Here is a 15868-nt window from a genome sequence, read left to right on the forward strand (position 1 = left end):
GAAAGTTCGATTCCTGCAAGGACACCATTGCCTTCCGTTTTATCCCCGACACTGTGCAACTCTCCGCAATCTGGCATCCCCCCGGACGTTAAGGGTATAATCCTGAGAACTCTTTTTACTGGATTTAGAAACGAACATGACAAAACTCACCCTACAAGAGCAGATGCTCAAAGCTGGCTTAGTCACCAGTAAAAAAATGGCAAAAGTACAGCGGACGGCGAAAAAATCGCGCGTTCAGGCGCGCGAAGCCAGAGAGGCGGTAGAAGAAAATAAAAAAGCGCAGGTTGAGCGTGACAAGCAACTCAGCGAGCAGCAAAAGCAAGCGGCCTTGTCGAAAGAATACAAAGCCCAGATTAAGCAGCTGATAGAAATGAATAAAATCACCATTTCAAGAGGCGATATTGGCTATAACTTTACTGACAACAATCTGATTAAAAAAATCTACGTTGATAAAGTTACCCAGACTCAGTTAATCAAGGGACGTCTTGCCATTGCACGACTGACCGCGGAAAGTGACCGCGATAGCGAATACGCAATTATCCCGGCGGTGGTGGCCGATAAGATAGCGCAGCGTGACGCAAGCTACATTGTCTTGAATTGCGAACTGAGTCAGGAAGATAAGGACGAAGACGATCCGTATGCTAACTTTGTCGTGCCTGATGATTTGATGTGGTAAGAAATTAGGCCAGATAATTTTCTGGCCTCCGTTCGCGTATTTCGGTGAGTGCTAGAACTTATAGTGCTCTTTACTCAGCCCGTATTTTCGCATTCTCAGATACAGTTTCTTACGCGGAATTTGCAGATACTCAGCTACTTCATTAATCCGTCCCTGATGGATATTGAGCGCTTCCGTGATGATCTGTCGTTCATACTCTTCTACCCGACGGTCTAACGGGGTCGGCTCGGGCATATGCAGCTGTGGGTTGGCGGTTTCAGCCAACGGGAGTAACCCGACAGCAAACAACTCTGCGGCATTCGCCAGTTCTCGCACATTGCTCAACCAGACACGTCTTCGCATGCCTTTCAGCAATTCACCGTCGACCTCGGGCACGGGATGGTTTAACCGCAGACAGGCTTTATGCAGGTAGTGATGAAATAACGGTTCGATATCGTCCAGGCGTAGAGACAGCGGCTGACAGGCGATTTGCGTCATGGCAAAGCAATAATAGAGTTCCGCCACAATCTGGTGGGTTGCCGCCAGCTCCACCAATGATGTCTCCCCGATCCCAATTAAGCGAAAAGAACGCAGTTCCTGACTTTGCAACTGCACCAGATGGTGCTGCTGCTCACGCGTCAAACACTCTATATGGCTCAGTACCAGCGTCCCTCCCTGAGCCTGATCAATAAGCGCATTGAGCTGAGCCACGTTTCCGGATGTCAGGTCTGCACGAATAAACGGCCCGTAGACGTTACGCCCCAGTTGATGCAGATACCGTGCGCCCGTCATGCGCCCTGTTCCGGGCTCACCATAAAACCAGACAGCAATATCCGTTTCCGCCAGCTGCTGTAACCGCTGGCGGAATTGCGTTGCCCAGTCACTGTATCCGACCACTTCAACCTGTAACTTTTGCTGGCAGTAATGACGACGCGCAATCACAGACTGCCTTTGGCGCAGAGCATCTTCAACCTGCGTCAGCAGGTTAGCGGGGTCGACTGGCTTTTGCAGAAAGTCCCATGCGCCTTTCTTCACTGCATCTACCGCCATCGGGACATCGCCGTGCCCGGTGATCAGCAGGATCGGTAACTGATTATCATCCTGATGAAACAGGGTCATCAGATCGATCCCCGAACAGCCCGGCATACACACATCGCTTAATACGATCCCCGGCCAGTCAGCTGGCATCATGTTTCGGGCATCAAACGGATTGTTACAGGCCAGGACGCGATATCCAGCCTGCTCCAGCAACAGAGTGTAAGCATCGAGCACATCAGGATCATCATCAATCAGCAGAACAGAGTCTTCATCACTCAACATCGTTTACATCCGTCAGGTTGAATTGCAGGACTACGCAGGCATTGCGCCCCAGTGTTGACGCCAGGCGTAACTCGCCGTTCATTTGCGTCATTAACGATACACAAATCGACAGACCAATACCGAGACCCACATCTTTACTGGTGGTGAACGGCTTCAATAGCGACGGTAACAACGCTTGCGGCCAACCGGGGCCATTATCCGCAATCAAAACACACAGGTTCCTGCCCTGAGCGCGCCAGCTCACCTCAATCTCAGCCGCAACCGGACGGGCATCGAGCGCGTTTGCCAGCACATTAACCAGTACCTGTTGAATTCTCACCTCATCTCCGAGTACCCATACGGTCTCCGGCGGGAGCGCCAGCCTACCTTGCTGTGGCTTATGACGCATCGCCAATAGCTCCCAGGCCGCAGTAAAGGTTTGCCGCAAATCGACCGGATGTAACGGTGTGTCCGGCTCAGCCCGTCGCGCAAACTGGCGCAGTGAGCGAATAATGGCATCAATGCGGGTAATCAGCCCTTCTGCTTTGCTTAAGGTGCTTCTTGCCTGCGCTAATTGTCCCTGTTCAATGGCCTTTCCCGTCGTAAATAAGTACATCGACAGCGCGTTTAGCGGTTGGTTAATTTCATGCGCCAGGGTGGTCATAGTCTGGCCGACCACCGCCAATTTCGCCGTCTGAATCAATTCATCCTGCGTAGCACGAAGATCGGACTCAATCTCTTTCCGCTCAGCCACTTCCTGCTCAAGCTGATTTTTTTGCGTATTAAGCTGCCCCAGCGTATGGCGCAGCAAGCCCGCGATGCGCCCTAACTCATCACGGCCATATACCGGAATAGTTGCATCTGTTCTGCCAAGACCAATCTGCACCACGGCCTGGTTCAGTACGGTAAAACGCTTCACCAGTCTTGAGCGGATAAAGTAGTGGTTGAGCGTCCAGGCGAGCAGCAGCGCCAGCAGCGTCGCCAGCAGAATTAACCCACCGCTGACGCGAACAATCTGCTCCAGGCGCTGATTAAAGCTCTGCATTTGCTGATGACTGCTGCCGAGTTGCGCTTCAAGCAAGGTACGAAAGCGCCCGAGCGTCGCTTCTCTGGCATGATTAGCATCAACGAGGGCCTTTTGCGCCGCCACGTAGTCGCGCATCGTATCAGGCATTTTATTTTTCATCATGCCGATTTCCAGCAACTCATCGATAGTTTGGCGCAACGTTATCGTACTGGGCCAGTCATCCAGCGTCCGGATATTTTCATCCGCCGTTGTTTTCAAATTCGCCAGATAACGAATGTGGGTCTCCACCAGCATGCCATCATCGCTACCGGACTTCAGTTCGTTCAGCCTGTCGCGCAGATCGTCGACGATTTGATTCTCAATTCTCGCCAGCGTGTAAACCTGCTGCTGCTCGTTTTGCACTTCCCGGGCACGCTTCAGGTATTGCGCCGCATCACCATTTTTGGCCTCAATTTGATCCAGCAGCGTTCCCTGCTGCCAGGTAAAATCCTGCACCAATGAATTCAGCTCGGTCGTAAAATCATCATGCAGCCAGTCGATGCGCGCAGACAGCTCGCTCACTTTCTCTCGCACCAGGAACATGTTGTAAAGCACCCTGTCCAGCTCCGTCATCAAGGTACGGCTGTCTTGCAAAATAACCGCCAGTTGCAGCTGTTCTGCGGGCTGCAATCCGCGGCTTAGCGTCTCAATCTTATCCAAATGCTGAATTATCTGGTTGCGCAGTTGCAGTCTTACCGTGGTATTAGGAGCCAACAGGAATTCATTCAGCTGATCCACCACCAGGTTGAGATTGCCTTCAATTAAAAAAGCGGAATGGACGCGCGGGAAGTAGTCATCCAGCGAATAGCGGATCTGCGAGCTCTGCTCATGCCAGGAATACAGACTGACGCAACTCACACTTAACGTCAGCAACGCCCCCGTCAAAAAAGCCCCCCGCAGACTACTGCTGATACTAAGCTGACGAAGACGTTGCAGTAGCGACCCACTTTTCATTTTAATTCTTCCAGTTTGGCGATAGCCTCGCGCTGGTTTTTGAGAAACCATCGCTGCCATTCCATCATCCGCTGTTCAGCAACGCTTTTATTCTCGAATTGCGCAAGCCAGGCCTCATCTTCACTACTGCTGGCGTCTATCGGGACGCTGGTCAATAACGCTCGTATTTCAGGGAGTGGCCGTTTTAGCCGCGCTTCGGCGCTATACAGCGCTCGCCAGGCATCCTTCAATTGAGCGAGACGAAAACTGATGGCGGTATCAAACATCCGCTGCACCAGCTGCTGCCGCTTGAGGATCAGGCGATAATTTAGTGGTGGCTGGTCCATCAGAATGGCCTGCTGAGCAGCACGCGGATTATCGGCGGGCAGCCGCGTGACCGGATATTTCCCGGTATTCGCATCAGCAAGGATCCGCTGCCCTTGAGGACTCAATAAATAGCGGATAAAACGACGGGCTTCCCCGGCATGCTGGCTATTGTTCAACACCGCCACATAGGTTGGCGACACCGCAGAATGCGGAAAGTAATTAAACGCCAGATGCGGGTCGTTGAGCAGCAAATTGGCATAGTTATCAATCACCGGCCCGGCGACGCCCAACCCACTCTTAATTTTATCGGCAACACCGAAACTGCGCGATGAAATCGTCACCAGATTGCCGGCGCTTGCCAGCAGCATTGCCCATCCTTGTTCCCACCCTTTTTGCTGCAACAGTGATTCCACCATCAGATGGTTAGTATCGGAACGCGACGGACTACTCATCAACAGTGCGCCCTGATACCGGGGATGTGTTAAATCCTCCCAGTCAGCCGGGGCCGGTAAATGCCGCGCCGCCAGCGCAGAACGGTTAATCAGCAGGCCAAAACCCGATATCGCCACCGCCACGGATGTAGAACGGATGGATTCAGGCACCAGACGCTGGCTCTCCGGTAGCGCATTATCAAACGGTGCCAGCTTCTGATGCTCCTGCAAATGCTGCAACAGCATGGGAGAAGAGGTCAAAATCAGATCAACATTGTCCGCGTTCGCCGTATCAAGAAGCTGTTCCAGAGAGGCACTGGTGCGGTTTAGCGTACGAATCATCACCGACCCGGGCTCAGTTTGCCATTGCTGGATAATCCATGCTGTCGCCCCAGGGGAGAACGTCGTTGCCATGACTAACTCTTTGCTCTGTGCCAGGCTCGCCGCCGACAGTAACGTAAAACAGAGCGCGAGGATAAAAATTCGCCCCCGGTCGAAAAGTCTGTTTGTGATCAGGGTCATAAATACCAACATGTTCGAAAAATAATATTGAGACAAAACTTACCCGATTACCCCAACACAAGGAAAAGGTAAACTGGTTATCAAAATAACCAGGCAGAAAGCAAAAACATAGACAAAGAATACCTTAAAATGCCGATTAAAATTGTTAATACCCGCACATGCCAGCTATAAACTTACGCTAAAAGCAATAACTGCTCACACCTATTAATTTAAAAGGGTCAAAATTAACCACCCTTCACGTAATTTGAGTCAATACTGACACATTTCATCGAATTGAATTCCATCACCGTTTATTTCACCCTGCACGACGAAAACTCCTGATATTCACATCAATATAAATTTAGGTGATGATATGCTTTCAATATTTAAGACAGGGCCATCGGCAAATAAAGTCCCACCGGAGCAAGTTCAGGCGACATATGGTCGATACAGGATGCAGGCGTTACTGAGCGTTTTTCTCGGTTACCTTGCGTACTATATTGTCCGTAACAACTTCACTCTCTCTACGCCATACCTGAAAGAACACCTGGATCTCAGTGCCACACAAATTGGTCTGCTTAGCAGTTGTATGTTGATTGCCTACGGGATCAGTAAGGGTATTATGAGCAGTCTGGCCGATAAGGCCAGCCCGAAAGTCTTTATGGCATGCGGCCTGGTACTGTGTGCCATCGTGAACGTCGGTTTAGGTTTCAGCACCGCATTCTGGATATTTGCCACTCTGGTGGTGTTCAATGGTTTATTCCAGGGGATGGGTGTCGGCCCCTCCTTTATAACCATTGCCAACTGGTTTCCACGTAAAGAGCGTGGACGCGTTGGCGCCTTCTGGAATATCTCGCACAACGTTGGTGGCGGTATTGTCGCCCCGATTGTGGGTACCGCTTTTGCTATTCTTGGGAGCGAACACTGGCAAAGCGCCAGCTATATTGTCCCTGCCTGCATCGCCGTACTGTTTGCCTTTATTGTTCTGATGTTGGGTAAAGGTTCACCGCGACAAGAAGGGTTACCACCGCTGGAAGAAATGATGCCGGAAGAAAAAGTCGTGCTCAACGCCCGACAGGTTACCCAGGCACCGGAAAATATGAGCGCCTTCCAGATCTTTTGCACTTACGTGCTGCGCAATAAAAATGCCTGGTATGTCTCTCTGGTGGACGTGTTTGTCTATATGGTGCGCTTTGGCATGATCAGCTGGTTGCCGATTTATCTGTTAACTGAAAAACACTTCTCGAAAGAACAAATGAGCGTGGCGTTTCTGTTTTTCGAATGGGCTGCTATTCCTTCGACACTGCTGGCAGGTTGGCTCACCGACAAACTGTTTAAGGGACGCAGGATGCCGCTGGCGATGATTTGTATGGCGCTGATCTTCGTCTGTCTGATCGGCTACTGGAAAAGTGAATCCCTGGTGATGGTAACCATTTTCGCCGCCATTGTCGGTTGTCTGATTTACGTTCCTCAGTTCCTGGCATCCGTGCAGACCATGGAAATCGTCCCCAGCTTCGCCGTCGGTTCAGCCGTAGGGTTACGCGGATTTATGAGCTATATTTTTGGCGCCTCGCTGGGAACCAGCCTGTTTGGCGTGATGGTCGACAAAATGGGCTGGCATGGGGGCTTTTACCTGCTGATGGGAGGGATCGTCTGCTGCATCGTGTCCTGTTACTTGTCCCACCGCGGCGCACTAGAGTTAGAACAACAGCGAAAAGACGCCCAGCAAGAAGAAGCGGCTTTAGCGCTTGCTGATGCCCGGTAATCTGTTTTAGGTCGATAAAAAAGTGCCAGCAGTGCTGGCACTTCAGTATGCTCACATTTTATACGTAAAAAACAGCCACGTAATGTTCATTGTTATTATCAATAATAACTCATCGGTTTAATGCTTACTGTCACCAACCATAAAGCGGATGATCAGCCCACAGGTCGGTGCCAGAAAAAGAAATATTCCCGTGACCATTTCATCACCATGGGTCAACCACAGGGTGACGAAGTAAATTAATGCTGCCAGGATAGCCATGCCGATTAAAGAACTGATTGATGCCAACGCGCCCAAAACCTGCCAGATATAGCAACTAACGCACAAAATGCTCAAAACGAGGAAAGTCCAGAAATAGAGCATAGCGGTACCTCCTGTTTGCCATAAAACGTCACGTAAGTCCTTACACTCCTTGAACTTATAGTCTAAGACAATTCCTATACGCAGGCAATCTGAGCAACATTTTTGTTACAATAAATACGACCATGACAGCAAACGACTCTAGCAGACGGATATTTAACCATCATAAAAACAACAGATTATATCTCACTTCATTTTTCTGCTTGTCGACCCAAAAACATTTACGCTTCTTGAGTATTTATCTCTGGCTGACATTAATCTTCAGGTGGTACATTATGAGCCCGATCATTCGTGTCCCCTCCGTGGTTTTGTCCTGACTAAGTTTTACACTCTTTACAGGAACCATTGTCCTTCATGGTGGCCTAAAGATCAGTATCAGAGTGTAACGCTGTCGACAAAGAATCTTCGCGATACATTTTCTTCGTATCAACAACAGGTGCTTATGTTCCCCCAATGTAAATTTTCACGCGCGTTTTTGCATCCGCGCTACTGGCTCACATGGTTTGGTGTCGGTGTTCTTTGGTTACTGGTGCAACTCCCCTACCCAGTACTGTGCTTTTTGGGTACGCGTACCGGAACGCTTGCACGTCCATTTTTAAAGCGTCGTGAATCTATTGCCCGTAAAAATCTCGAACTGTGCTTCCCAAATCTGTCACAAAAAGAACGAGACAAGTTGATCGAAGAGAACTTTCATTCACTTGGCATGGCGCTGCTTGAAACCGGCATGGCCTGGTTCTGGCCTGACCGCCGGGTGCGTAAATGGTTTGACGTTGAAGGTCTCGACAACCTGAAGCGGGCGCAGTCGCAAAAACGTGGCGTGATGGTGGTCGGTGTGCACTTTATGTCACTGGAACTGGGGGGCCGTGTCATGGGGCTTTGCCAGCCTATGATGGCAACCTATCGCCCGCACAACAATAAGTTGATGGAGTGGATCCAAACCCGTGGACGGATGCGCTCAAACAAAGCCATGATCGGCAGAAATAACCTGCGCGGCATTGTCAGCGCGCTGAAAAAAGGGGAAGCCGTATGGTTTGCTCCCGATCAGGACTACGGTCGCAAAGGCAGTTCTTTTGCTCCCTTTTTCGCCGTCAAGGACGTCGCAACAACCAATGGTACCTACGTACTGTCACGCTTATCCGGTGCAGCGATGTTGACTGTCACCATGGTGAGAAAAACGGACAACACTGGCTACCGTCTGTTTATCACGCCAGAGATGGAAGGTTACCCAACTGATGAGGGTCTGGCAGCAGCTTATATGAACAAAATTATTGAGAAAGAGATCATGCGTGCACCCGAGCAGTATCTCTGGATCCATCGTCGCTTCAAAACTCGCCCGATGGGTGAAGCCTCGTTATATACGTAAAAAGAAAGGCCTGATGGCCTTTCTTTTTTCTGCGACTGAATTACTTAATGTCCCATTTGTTCTGTAGTTCAGTCATCCGCTGACTGTATTCTCGCCAAAGACAGGCGGGCTTATCCTGCTCTTTCCAGCACTCATTACGACCTTTGATCCAACCGCGCTGCTCCGCTTTCAGCGTCGAGTCATTATTCGACTTAACCAGTGCCTGCTTGTAGATGCCATTCAGTTTCAAATCCATTGCGGAAAGTGACGGGCTCTGACAAATAATCTCTTCCATACTTCCCTTGTCCACCGCCGCACAGGAGAAAGACGGGCCAGCGTTCGCCGATGTCTTCGCTGGAGCATAGCTCTTTTCATCGTCAGGCTGGCAAATCCCGTGCTTACGATTAGGGCCAGTCCAGGAAACGGCCGGGCTACCGTCATCATTACGGGAAATAGAAACGGTATTGTTACCGCTTTTCGCTTCCCAGTAATTTTCGTTGAATGTCTTAACGGTCGCTTTCGCACCATCAATCCAGACATTACCTTTGCCATCACTATTCACGCCACCAATACTTGCGCAGCTGAAATTTAACGCTTGCGGGGCTGCCGCCATCGACGTCAGTGGGGTAAGAACGAGTGCTAACATCATCAATCTGGTCATTTTTAACCTTTTCATTATCAATTTCCGCGCAAAATTAACCGTATTAAGAACATGGTGATATGGGAAATATCTGAGTAACTATCGCGTCGCTCAATGGTGATTCATTGCTAACAGAAATCAAACTGTCGCCGATTCACGACACTTGTAAGTTATTAAAATTAAATAAAAAAATGCCTCTTGTCTCGTCTCATTTTTAGGCGTACATTAGCGCCGTCTGGAGCATTAAAGCTCAGAATTCTGAGGTGATGCTGCGAAACAAACGCGGGGGAAATCTCCCTTTCGTTGACGCTGGCGTCAGCTCTCTATCAGGTAAGTGTATGTTCATTTAGGCGTGCTTTGGTACGCGGAGTGATGAAAAGTGAAATATTTCTTTATGGGCATTTCATTTATGGTCATCGTTTGGGCCGGTACGTTTGCCCTGATGATCTAAATTAAAAGATGCAGCAAAAAAACAGGAGCCCTCAGGCTCCTGTTTGCTTTTATGGATTCACCGTTCGGTTAGTCAGCACTTTCAGCAGTTGATTTCGTGCCGGAAGGCAGCAGGCCATCGGCACGGAACATGGCTTTAATCCCTCGGATCGCCTGACGAATACGGTCACGATTCTCAATTAACGCAAAGCGCACGTGGGTATCGCCATAATCACCAAAACCCACTCCCGGCGACACGCAGACCTTCGCGTCATTCAGCATTTTTTTAGCAAACTCAAGCGAGCCCATTGCAGCATACTGCTCAGGAATTTTTGCCCAGACATACATCGACGCCTTCGGCATCTCTACCATCCAGCCCGCTTCGTGCAGCCCTTTAACCAGCACATCGCGACGGCGCTTATACTGCTCTGCGATATCCCGTACGCACTGCTGGTCGCCTTCCAGGGCGGCAATGGCCGCAACCTGCAGCGGCGTAAAAGTACCGTAATCGTGATAGCTCTTAATACGCGCCAACGCATTAACCAATGTTTTGTTACCCACCATAAAACCAATACGCCATCCCGCCATGTTATAACTTTTCGATAGCGTAAAGAATTCGACCGCCACATCGCGAGCACCGGGAACCTGCATGATCGACGGCGCTTTCCAGCCATCATAGACAATATCAGCATAGGCCAGGTCGTGAACCACCAGCACGTCGTAGCGTTTAGCCAGCGCGACCACTTTCTCAAAGAATTCCAGCTCAACGCACTGCGCGGTCGGGTTGGACGGGAAACCTAAGATCATCATCTTCGGTTTCGGGTAGCTTTCACGGATCGCCCGCTCCAGCTCATTGAAGAAGTCAACGCCTTCCACCAGCGGCACGGAACGCACCTGCGCCCCGGCAATGACGGCGCCGTAAATATGGATTGGATAACTTGGATTAGGCACAAGGACCGTGTCACCGTGATCGAGCGTAGCCAGCATCAGATGCGCCAGCCCCTCTTTAGAGCCGATGGTCACAATGGCTTCGGATTCAGGATCGATCTCAACGTCGTAGCGCTCCTGATACCAGCGGGAAATCGCCCGGCGCAGACGCGGAATGCCGCGAGAAGTAGAATAACCGTGAGTATCCGGGCGCTGCGCCACAGTACACAGTTTTTCGACAATGTGAGGAGGCGTAGCCCCATCCGGGTTTCCCATACTGAAATCGATAATATCTTCGCCGCGCCGACGCGCAGCCATCTTCAGTTCAGCAGTGATGTTAAAAACGTACGGGGGAAGGCGATCAATACGCGTAAAACGACGTTCAGGGCGGGAGTCAGCCATAGTATCCTCAGATTCACGTTAGCGCCCGGACCGTCCGAGCGACGCTGCCACGATGGTGGCACGTTTAGAAAATAGCCTGAATAAATTCCTGCTGTCGAGAGGCAACGCAAAATATTTTTTCCTGCGTTAAAAGAGGAACAATAAAAATAAACGGGGAAAAAAATATTTTGCAGATGTTGTTAAAATCACCATTTTTTAACATTTTGAAGTCATGGAATTTACTTTGAAAATCAATCAATCCTGGACGCGTCGTGTAAACTCACTTTTTCTTTACAATCCCCTTTTAATATTATGGTTTTTCCTCATTAGGTAGACGCGATGGGTAGACTGGTCATCCTCGCTCAGGTTACCTATCATAGGGGTTTAATCTATTCGCAAGAGTCACCCGTGCACGAAATATTCAATATGCTGCTGGCGGTCTTTGATCGGGCAGCGCTGATGCTGTTCTGTCTGTTTTTCCTGATCCGTATCCGCCTGTTTCGCGAACTGTTGCACAAGTCGGCCCACTCTCCGAAGGAGTTGCTCGCCGTAACCGCGATTTTCTCTATGTTTGCTCTGTTCAGCACCTGGTCCGGTGTACCGGTCGAAGGTTCTCTGGTTAACGTGCGCATTATTGCAGTAATGTCGGGGGGGATCCTGTTCGGCCCGTGGGTCGGTATCATTACCGGCATCATCGCTGGCATCCATCGCTACCTGATCGACATTGGCGGCGTCACCGCCCTGCCGTGCTTTATCACCAGTATTCTGGCGGGCTGTATTGCTGGCTGGATCAACCGTAAGATCCCCAAAGCGCAGCACTGGCGCGTTGGTATTTTAGGCGGGATGCTGTGCGAAACGTTGACCATGATCCTGGTCGTCGCCTGGGCTCCCACCACCGAACTGGGGCTGGATATAGTCTCCAAAATCGGTATCCCGATGATCCTCGGCAGCGTCTGTATTGGCTTTATTGTGATTCTGGTACAAAGCGTAGAAGGCGAGAAAGAAGCCAGCGCTGCCAGGCAAGCCAAGCTGGCTCTGGATATCGCCAACAAAACCCTGCCGCTCTTTCGCCAGGTCAACAGCGAGTCGTTACGTCAGGTGTGTGAAATTATTCGCCATGATATTCATGCAGACGCGGTTGCCATCACCAATACCCAGCACGTGCTGGCCTATGTCGGCGTCGGGGAACTCAACTATCGCGATAACGATGACTTCGTCAGCCCTACCACCCAGGAAGCCATAAATCACGGTAAAATCATCATAAAAAACAATGATGAAGCGCATCGCACACCGGAAATCCACTCCATGCTGGTGATCCCGCTATGGGAGAAAGGCGTCGTGACCGGCACGCTGAAGATTTACTACTGTCATGCCCATCAGATCACCTCTTCGTTACAGGAAATGGCGATCGGTTTGTCGCAGATTATCTCTACGCAGCTTGAGGTTTCCCGCGCAGAACAACTACGAGAAATGGCAAATAAGGCAGAGTTACGCGCACTGCAAAGTAAAATCAATCCCCATTTTCTGTTCAATGCGCTGAACGCGATTTCGTCATCGGTAAGGCTTAATCCAGATACCGCCCGCCAGCTGATTTTTAATTTGTCGCGCTACCTTCGCTATAATATTGAATTGAAAGACGATGAACAGATCGACATCAAGAAAGAGCTGTATCAAATCAAGGATTACATCGCCATTGAGCAGGCCCGTTTTGGCGATAAGCTGACCGTTATTTATGATATTGATGAAGAGGTTAGCTGCTATATTCCCAGCCTGCTGATTCAGCCGCTGGTAGAAAACGCCATCGTTCACGGTATTCAGCCGTGCAAAGGAAAAGGCGTAGTCACCATCAGCGTGGCAGAGTGCGGTAACCGGGTACGTATTGCCGTGCGGGATACGGGCCACGGTATCGATCCAAATGTAATTGAACGGGTCGAATCCAATGAAATGCCGGGTAATAAAATCGGCCTGTTGAATGTGCATCACCGCGTGAAGTTGCTCTATGGCGAAGGGCTGCATATCCGCCGCCTGGAGCCAGGCACCGAGATTGCGTTCTATGTGCCCAATCAGCACTCGCCCGCTGCCGCACCGGCGACCTTATTGCTTTAACCAGGAGTGAAGTTGTGAAAGTCATCATTGTTGAAGATGAATTCCTGGCCCAACAGGAACTGAGCTGGCTGATCAAAGAACACAGCCAGATGGAAATTGTCGGCACGTTTGACGACGGTCTGGATGTACTGAAATTTCTACAGCATAACCGCGTCGACGCGATTTTTCTGGATATTAATATTCCCTCTCTGGACGGCGTATTACTGGCGCAAAACATCAGCCAGTTCGCGCATAAACCCTTTATTGTGTTTATTACCGCATGGAAAGAACATGCCGTTGAAGCGTTTGAACTCGAGGCGTTTGACTACATTCTGAAGCCGTACCAGGAGTCGCGAATTGTCGGTATGCTGCAAAAACTGGAAGCCGCCTGGCAGCAGCAACAAACGGGAACCCCGCTCGCAGCCCCCGTCACACGTGAAAATGACACTATCAACCTAATCAAAGATGAGCGGATCATCGTGACCCCGATCAACGACATCTACTACGCTGAAGCGCATGAAAAGATGACGTTCGTCTACACACGACGGGAATCGTACGTTATGCCGATGAACATCAGCGAATTTTGCAGCAAACTGCCGGCCTCACATTTCTTCCGCTGCCACCGCTCGTTCTGCGTGAATCTGAATAAAATCCGCGAGATCGAACCGTGGTTCAATAACACCTACATTCTGCGCTTAAAAGATCTGGAATTTGAAATCCCGGTCAGTCGGAGTAAAGTGAAAGAGTTCAGGCAGTTAATGCATTTATAGCGTTTATTCCACAGAGAAAGAGTGATGAAAGAGTCAGGCTTGCCCGCAGACCAACAGTTTTTTGCCGATCTGTTCAGCGGCCTGGTGTTAAACCCACAGCGCCTGGGCCGCGTGTGGTTTGCCACTCAGCCAGCCAATTTACCGACTGGCAGTTTATGTATTGACCTCCCGCGCCTCGATATCGTGCTGCGCGGGGAGTACAGCAATAAGCTGGAGAAATCTCAGCACAGTCTGCCAGAAGGCGAAATGCTGTTTATTCCGGCGAGAGCGGCGAATCTTCCCGGTAGCGACAAACCGGTAATGTTGTTGAGTCTGGTATTCTCACCGGCCTGGCTGGGTCTGTCGTTTTACGACAACCGTACAGCATCCCTTTTGCGCCCCGTTCGCCGTATTGAATTGCCGCATCCGCAGAGGGGTGAAGGCGAAGCGATGCTTACGGCATTGACTCACTTGAGCCGCTCTCCTCACGCTCAAAGTATCATTCAGCCACTCGTACTCAGCCTGCTACATCTGTGCCGCAGCGTGGTCAATACCCGACCTGAAACGCAGCGCCCGCGCGCTGAATTTCTCTATCACAGCATGTGCAATTGGGTACAGGACAACTATGCCCAACCGCTGACTCGCGAAAACGTGGCGCAGTTTTTCAACATCACGCCAAACCACTTATCAAAACTGTTTACCCAACACGGCACGATGGGGTTTGTTGAGTATGTCCGCTGGGTCAGAATGGCGAAAGCACGCATTATCTTACAAAAATATCATCTGCCAATGAGCGAAGTAGCACAGCGATGCGGATATCAGGACAGTGACTATTTTTGTCGCCTTTTCCGCCGCCAGTTCGGCCTGACGCCGGGAGAGTACAGCGCTCGTTTTCAGTAGATCCCATTGCCCAATGATGGCTGTCCTTTGTTTGTAGTATATTGGTGGTTACTCTATTTTTTACAGGTGATGTCATGGCGAAGCTGAGCGGGAAATATCAACGTGCATATCAACGCGAATACGCCAAAGAAGCAGAGAAAAATGCCCTGGTATGGATAAGTCAGGATGACTATTTAGCGGAATGTCTGGATACTCATAAGCAATGTCACCAGGGTTATTCGCTTCAAGAGCAGATAAGCTCATGGCTTTTTATGCTACGCATGAAACGTATTCCGGATTTGTTAGGATTTAAAACCGCGATACAGTCAAATAATATGGAAATCCTACACTCATCTCTGCTGCAATCAGCCATGATTAAACATGCGACACTGGGTGTGGATTCAGGTTGTGACCACTGTATTAATATATGGACAACCCTGGATGTGCTCGCCGCAGGTCTGTTCGATCGCGTTCCGCTGTTATTACCTGAAAAATTAGGTATGAGTGATAACGGACACCCCGTTGCTATCGCGATGACTAATTTAATGATGGCGCTATGGTACCAACGTGCTGACTTTAAAGCCGATGCCAGAAAAAGAGCGCAAAAGGTTCTGGCAACGAAGCAAGCGTCGGCCGACGTGTGTACCCTCCGCTATCTGATAGCACTCCTTGAAGAGGATGTGACAGAAGCAGGCACGCAACTCGATTTATATTGTAAAAGCGTATCTGCATTGAGGGAGCCGGGGCTCACTAAGCTCCATAAAATGTTCTGGCCATATGCACATGGCTTATACAATATGGCTTTTATTATATTGGGCAGAGAACAAGCCAGTTTGATGCAAACACCAGAAGCGGATTGTTTTATTGATGACCTGGCGGAATGGCAAATTAAGCATAATTATCGCCATGGACCACTTTTTTTTGCATATCCTGAACCTATTGACGTTATTAATACTCTCATCTCGTGCACACCCCCAGAATGTTCTTTGCATCAACCCTACCTGGGTACGGATAAAAAATACAGAGAGGAAAGATACCTGCACGCAGAATGTTTTGAACAAAAGATGATAAAGATAATTTTGGATAAAGTTGCCGGTTAAAG

Annotated in this window: 14 protein-coding genes; 8 read left to right on the forward strand and 6 right to left on the reverse strand. The window is 49.8% G+C overall.

Annotated features, from left to right (window positions below; genetic code table 11):
- Positions 1-136: 136 nt before the first annotated feature.
- Complete coding sequence (locus IMQ48_RS13325) at positions 137-676, forward strand: DUF2058 domain-containing protein (protein WP_196209416.1); 540 nt, start codon at positions 137-139, stop codon at positions 674-676.
- Between the two features lie 51 nt (positions 677-727).
- On the opposite strand, the gene pgtA is transcribed toward IMQ48_RS13325, so the two are convergent.
- From pgtA to pgtC, 3 genes are read right to left on the reverse strand one after another with little or no spacing between them, the layout of a single operon-like run.
- Complete coding sequence (pgtA, locus tag IMQ48_RS13330) at positions 728-1975, reverse strand: two-component system response regulator PgtA (RefSeq protein ID WP_196209417.1); 1248 nt, start codon at positions 1973-1975, stop codon at positions 728-730.
- Positions 1965-3974 carry a two-component system sensor histidine kinase PgtB gene (gene pgtB, locus IMQ48_RS13335; protein ID WP_196209418.1) on the reverse strand — a complete coding sequence of 670 codons (2010 nt, stop codon included), beginning with the start codon at positions 3972-3974 and terminating at the stop codon, positions 1965-1967. Before pgtB ends, pgtA begins: the two co-directional genes overlap by 11 nt.
- Entirely contained in the window at positions 3971-5125 is a 1155-nt protein-coding gene (gene pgtC / locus IMQ48_RS13340; RefSeq protein WP_196209514.1) for a phosphoglycerate transport regulator PgtC, read from the reverse strand. The genes pgtB and pgtC overlap by 4 nt, the downstream gene beginning before the upstream one ends.
- Positions 5126-5585: 460 nt before the next feature.
- Here pgtC and pgtP point away from each other — a divergent pair, with 460 nt between their 5' ends.
- The gene (pgtP, locus tag IMQ48_RS13345; RefSeq protein ID WP_196209419.1) at positions 5586-6977 is read left to right on the forward strand and encodes a phosphoglycerate transporter PgtP; all 1392 of its coding nucleotides are present in this window, start codon (positions 5586-5588) and stop codon (positions 6975-6977) included.
- A 117-nt stretch (positions 6978-7094) separates the two neighbouring features.
- On the opposite strand, the gene IMQ48_RS13350 is transcribed toward pgtP, so the two are convergent.
- The gene (locus IMQ48_RS13350) at positions 7095-7337 is read right to left on the reverse strand and encodes a YfdY family protein (RefSeq protein ID WP_196209420.1); all 243 of its coding nucleotides are present in this window, start codon (positions 7335-7337) and stop codon (positions 7095-7097) included.
- 439 nt (positions 7338-7776) lie between these two features.
- Between IMQ48_RS13350 and lpxP the strand changes: the two genes are divergently transcribed.
- Positions 7777-8697, forward strand: a complete 921-nt coding sequence (lpxP, locus tag IMQ48_RS13355; protein WP_196209421.1) for a kdo(2)-lipid IV(A) palmitoleoyltransferase — start codon at positions 7777-7779, stop codon at positions 8695-8697.
- Positions 8698-8737: 40 nt separating this feature from the next.
- Here lpxP and IMQ48_RS13360 read toward each other — a convergent pair whose 3' ends face one another.
- A complete protein-coding gene (locus IMQ48_RS13360) occupies positions 8738-9352 on the reverse strand; it encodes a lysozyme inhibitor LprI family protein (protein ID WP_196209422.1) in 615 nt (204 codons plus the stop codon).
- A gap of 343 nt (positions 9353-9695) precedes the next feature.
- Here IMQ48_RS13360 and ypdK point away from each other — a divergent pair, with 343 nt between their 5' ends.
- Entirely contained in the window at positions 9696-9767 is a 72-nt protein-coding gene (gene ypdK / locus IMQ48_RS13365) for a membrane protein YpdK (protein ID WP_010723117.1), read from the forward strand.
- Positions 9768-9835: 68 nt separating this feature from the next.
- Here the strand turns inward: ypdK and alaC are convergent, their stop codons facing one another.
- Complete coding sequence (alaC, locus tag IMQ48_RS13370) at positions 9836-11074, reverse strand: alanine transaminase (protein WP_196209423.1); 1239 nt, start codon at positions 11072-11074, stop codon at positions 9836-9838.
- A gap of 387 nt (positions 11075-11461) precedes the next feature.
- Here alaC and IMQ48_RS13375 point away from each other — a divergent pair, with 387 nt between their 5' ends.
- The 4 genes from IMQ48_RS13375 (at position 11462) to IMQ48_RS13390 (ending at position 15866) form a co-directional block, all read left to right on the forward strand.
- A complete protein-coding gene (locus IMQ48_RS13375) occupies positions 11462-13159 on the forward strand; it encodes a sensor histidine kinase (RefSeq protein WP_196209424.1) in 1698 nt (565 codons plus the stop codon).
- A 14-nt stretch (positions 13160-13173) separates the two neighbouring features.
- Positions 13174-13908: a two-component system response regulator YpdB gene (gene ypdB / locus IMQ48_RS13380; protein WP_196209425.1), complete on the forward strand. Its 735-nt coding sequence runs from the start codon at positions 13174-13176 to the stop codon at positions 13906-13908.
- A 24-nt stretch (positions 13909-13932) separates the two neighbouring features.
- Complete coding sequence (locus tag IMQ48_RS13385; RefSeq protein WP_196209426.1) at positions 13933-14787, forward strand: AraC family transcriptional regulator; 855 nt, start codon at positions 13933-13935, stop codon at positions 14785-14787.
- 74 nt (positions 14788-14861) lie between these two features.
- Positions 14862-15866 carry a hypothetical protein gene (locus IMQ48_RS13390; protein ID WP_196209427.1) on the forward strand — a complete coding sequence of 335 codons (1005 nt, stop codon included), beginning with the start codon at positions 14862-14864 and terminating at the stop codon, positions 15864-15866.
- Positions 15867-15868: the final 2 nt, after the last annotated feature.

This window comes from Citrobacter sp. Res13-Sevr-PEB04-36 (assembly GCF_015672735.1).
Lineage (GTDB): Bacteria > Pseudomonadota > Gammaproteobacteria > Enterobacterales > Enterobacteriaceae > Citrobacter.